This window comes from Bacteroidales bacterium (assembly GCA_021157585.1).
GTDB lineage: Bacteria > Bacteroidota > Bacteroidia > Bacteroidales > UBA12170 > UBA12170.
On record JAGGWH010000158.1, the window covers coordinates 1 to 2,890 of the forward strand.

The 2,890-nt window shown below is 33.0% G+C and carries 5 protein-coding genes; 2 read left to right on the plus strand and 3 right to left on the minus strand.

Features of this window, described 5'->3' with window-relative positions:
* From J7K39_10780 to J7K39_10790, 3 genes are all read right to left on the minus strand, one after another.
* The coding region (locus J7K39_10780; GenBank protein ID MCD6180374.1) for a hypothetical protein at positions 1-195 on the minus strand (195 nt) is incomplete at its 3' end.
* Between the two features lie 150 nt (positions 196-345).
* Positions 346-645 carry a type II toxin-antitoxin system RelE/ParE family toxin gene (locus tag J7K39_10785; GenBank protein ID MCD6180375.1) on the minus strand — a complete coding sequence of 100 codons (300 nt, stop codon included), beginning with the start codon at positions 643-645 and terminating at the stop codon, positions 346-348.
* On the minus strand, positions 645-890 hold the full coding sequence (locus J7K39_10790) for a type II toxin-antitoxin system ParD family antitoxin (GenBank protein ID MCD6180376.1): 246 nt from the start codon (positions 888-890) through the stop codon (positions 645-647). The genes J7K39_10785 and J7K39_10790 overlap by 1 nt, the downstream gene beginning before the upstream one ends.
* Positions 891-1,757: 867 nt before the next feature.
* On the opposite strand from J7K39_10790, the gene J7K39_10795 reads away from it, so the two are divergent.
* Both J7K39_10795 and J7K39_10800 read left to right on the plus strand, forming a co-directional pair.
* Positions 1,758-2,414, plus strand: coding sequence for a formylglycine-generating enzyme family protein (locus J7K39_10795; protein ID MCD6180377.1), 657 nt, complete (start codon positions 1,758-1,760; stop codon positions 2,412-2,414).
* Between the two features lie 15 nt (positions 2,415-2,429).
* Entirely contained in the window at positions 2,430-2,615 is a 186-nt protein-coding gene (locus J7K39_10800) for an SUMF1/EgtB/PvdO family nonheme iron enzyme (GenBank protein ID MCD6180378.1), read from the plus strand.
* Positions 2,616-2,890: the final 275 nt, after the last annotated feature.

Genomic DNA, 2,890 nt, shown 5'->3' on the forward strand with positions numbered 1-2,890 from the left:
CACCTTATCTTCTCTAACAACATCCTTATACATTTCAGAATAACCTTTGTTGTTTTCCAAATCCCAATCAAGCAATTTAAAAAATTTATCAATAAATTCTATTCTCGTATTTGTTTCATTATAAGAGGTTGATTTATATTGTTTAATATTATATTTGAATTGTTCTACCAATTCTTTTAATGTGATTTTATTCATTATTCTCTCTTTTCTAATTGGGCCAAATTTCTATATCTAATAAAAGCTAATGTTTGCTAACGGTTATGGCAAAAAGCGATAACGAGTCAAGTAGGGGATTCTAGTCATTTTGCTAATGTTAGGTGCTGTTTGTTTATATTTCGATTATATCTAAGCTTCAAACTTGTTTTCTACATCCATACTAGTATGAAGAATTCTAATAACAATAATGAAGCCATCTGAATCATATTTGTAAAATATCAGATGAGATTTCACTCTGGAAACTCTATAGCCTTTTAAAATATGGTCTGCAGTACTACCAGCTTTAGGATTTTCTGAAAGAAAAAAAATCTCGCTCATTATTAGCTCATAATATCTATCAGCTTGCTCGAAAGACCAGTTCTGAAAAGTATATAACCAGATATTTTCAAGGTCGGAACTTGCTTTTTCGGTTATTTTGAATGATTTCATTAGGCGTTGTATTTTTTATGAAGTTCTTTTAAATGTTTCTTTGGGGTGAAATTTTCAATTATTCCGCTATTTTCACCTTCAACGAGAGCATTTCTCAATGCTTCTAGTTTTTGTTCTTCATTTTCTAAAAGTCTAAGACCCGCCCTTACGATCTCACTTGCAGACTTATACCTACCTGTTCTAATTTCTTTTGTCATGAATTGTTGAAAATGATCACCGATGTATAGGGAAGTATTTTTACCCATGCTTTCCTCCTTGCATTCTTAATATCAATATACCAATAATTGGTACACAATGCAATAAAAAAGTTTGTGAAACAATTCAGAGTCATTTTCAGCGAAGCTACATAAAGATTCAATTTTCATATTTTAAAAGGCTATATAAACAAATTGCACCTAACGGTTATGGCAAAAACCAGTGGGGAAGAGCGAGTCAAATGTCCAAGTAACCCATTGATATTTTGCCAATGTTAGGGGCTGTTTATGATTGTTCATCTCTATATCTTTTTTTCTATCGTTACCGGTGTTTTTTGAATATACTAAAATCTCTAAACTTTAACAAAGAAAATTCCTTGTAAATTTCTTCAAAAAATGTTAACTTATTTCCTTGAAAAGAATATTCTTTTAAATATTAAAAGCAATTCAGCAATAAAATGGGAGTTATGAAGAATGAACAACAATATTTTTAAGTACATACTTGCATTGGTAATAATCTTTTCTACAATAATCAAAGCTCAGATACTAGTAGATGTAGCTGTAAGAGGAGTAAGCGACAATTACAAGAACGGTGAGCAGAAAGACAGGCTGGAAGCTATAATGGACGCAAAACGGCAAGCTCTTGAAAAAGCAGGCTTAAAACTTAAATCTACTACGAAAGTCGAGAATTTTCAGACAACTTACGATTACATTGAAACACAGGCTGAAACTGTGCTTATGCCAGGTTTTCAGATTATTGAGAACGGATATGGCACTGACGGAACTTATTCAGTTGTACTTGTTGGTAAAGTAAAATCAACAGTAGAGGAAGATGTAACATTTAAAGAATTAAGGTATGCAAAACATCTTTTCGAACAGAATAAGAAGAGTGAAGCAAAAGATATAATTGCAAAGTTGATGAACGATAAAAATACTGATTTGGCAGAACAGGCACATTACTTGTATTTAAAATGGCTTCTAACGCCTGATGAGAAAGATATACATATGCTAAAGTATCGAGAATATTTAACTGAATTCGACAAATACAAAATCTATTATCAGTCGAGTAAGTATATCGCTTTACTTGAAAAAGAAAAAAAGAAATATGAAAACAAATCCAAATACCAAATCGAACAGCTTAATCAGCTAAAAAAAATATTACCGCAATTAATTTTTGTTCAGAACGAAGGTAAAGATAATTTTAACATTGGAAAAACCGAAATTACACAAGCACAATGGAAAACAGTAATGGGGGATAATCCGAGTAAATTCAAAGGCGAAAACAACCCTATAGAAAATATCAGTTGGTATGATGCAATTGAATTCTGCAACAAATTAAGTATAATGGCAGGGCTGCAAATTTGTTATAGTGGAAGCGGAAGCAGTATTACATACAATTTCAGTGCGAACGGATATCGTTTACCAACAAACGCTGAATGGGAATATGCAGCAAAAGGTGGTGTTCAAAGTAGAAATTACGAATATAGTGGAAGCAATAATGCTGACGAAGTATCATGGAATCCAAAGAACTCAGATAAAACAACACATCCTGTCGGGGAGAAACAAGAAAACTAGCTTGGTATCTATGATATGAGTGGAAACGTAGAAGAGTGGTGCTGGGATGTTGTAAAAGACTCTCTTTACCCAGGTAAATTTCGTTATGTACGGGGCGGATCGTGGTTGAGTAGCAACAGAGTTATGTTTTGCTTTTCAGGCGGTGGTCACTCGGGCCTCGGCAGAAGTTCTATCGGCTTTCGTGTTGTAATGAATAATTAGCGAAAACGTCTTACGCTTTTATGCTTTTGCCCTTTTCTTTTTGCTTCTTTTTCTTTGAAATAGAGGATATGGCCGGATATAAAACGAATAGTGTACTCCTCTGGCGGTCAACTGGAACTCCAACAATTACCGTGTTACAATATCATATAAGTTAGATGGAATATTTTAGTATTTTAATTCTCTAATCTTCTTTAAATTGCTGAATTGCTTATACTTTAAAACTCATCTTCTTTTATAAAAAACACCGGTTAACAATCATTAATTGCCCCTAACGG

Excerpts from the sequence above, each read along its gene's own strand:
- J7K39_10785 (MCD6180375.1), bottom strand. The coding sequence starts at position 645 with ATGAAATCATTCAAAATAACCGAAAAAGCAAGTTCCGACCTTGAAAAT.
- J7K39_10790 (MCD6180376.1), bottom strand. The coding sequence starts at position 890 with ATGGGTAAAAATACTTCCCTATACATCGGTGATCATTTTCAACAATTC.
- J7K39_10795 (MCD6180377.1), top strand. The coding sequence starts at position 1,758 with ATGAACGATAAAAATACTGATTTGGCAGAACAGGCACATTACTTGTAT.
- J7K39_10800 (MCD6180378.1), top strand. The coding sequence starts at position 2,430 with ATGAGTGGAAACGTAGAAGAGTGGTGCTGGGATGTTGTAAAAGACTCT.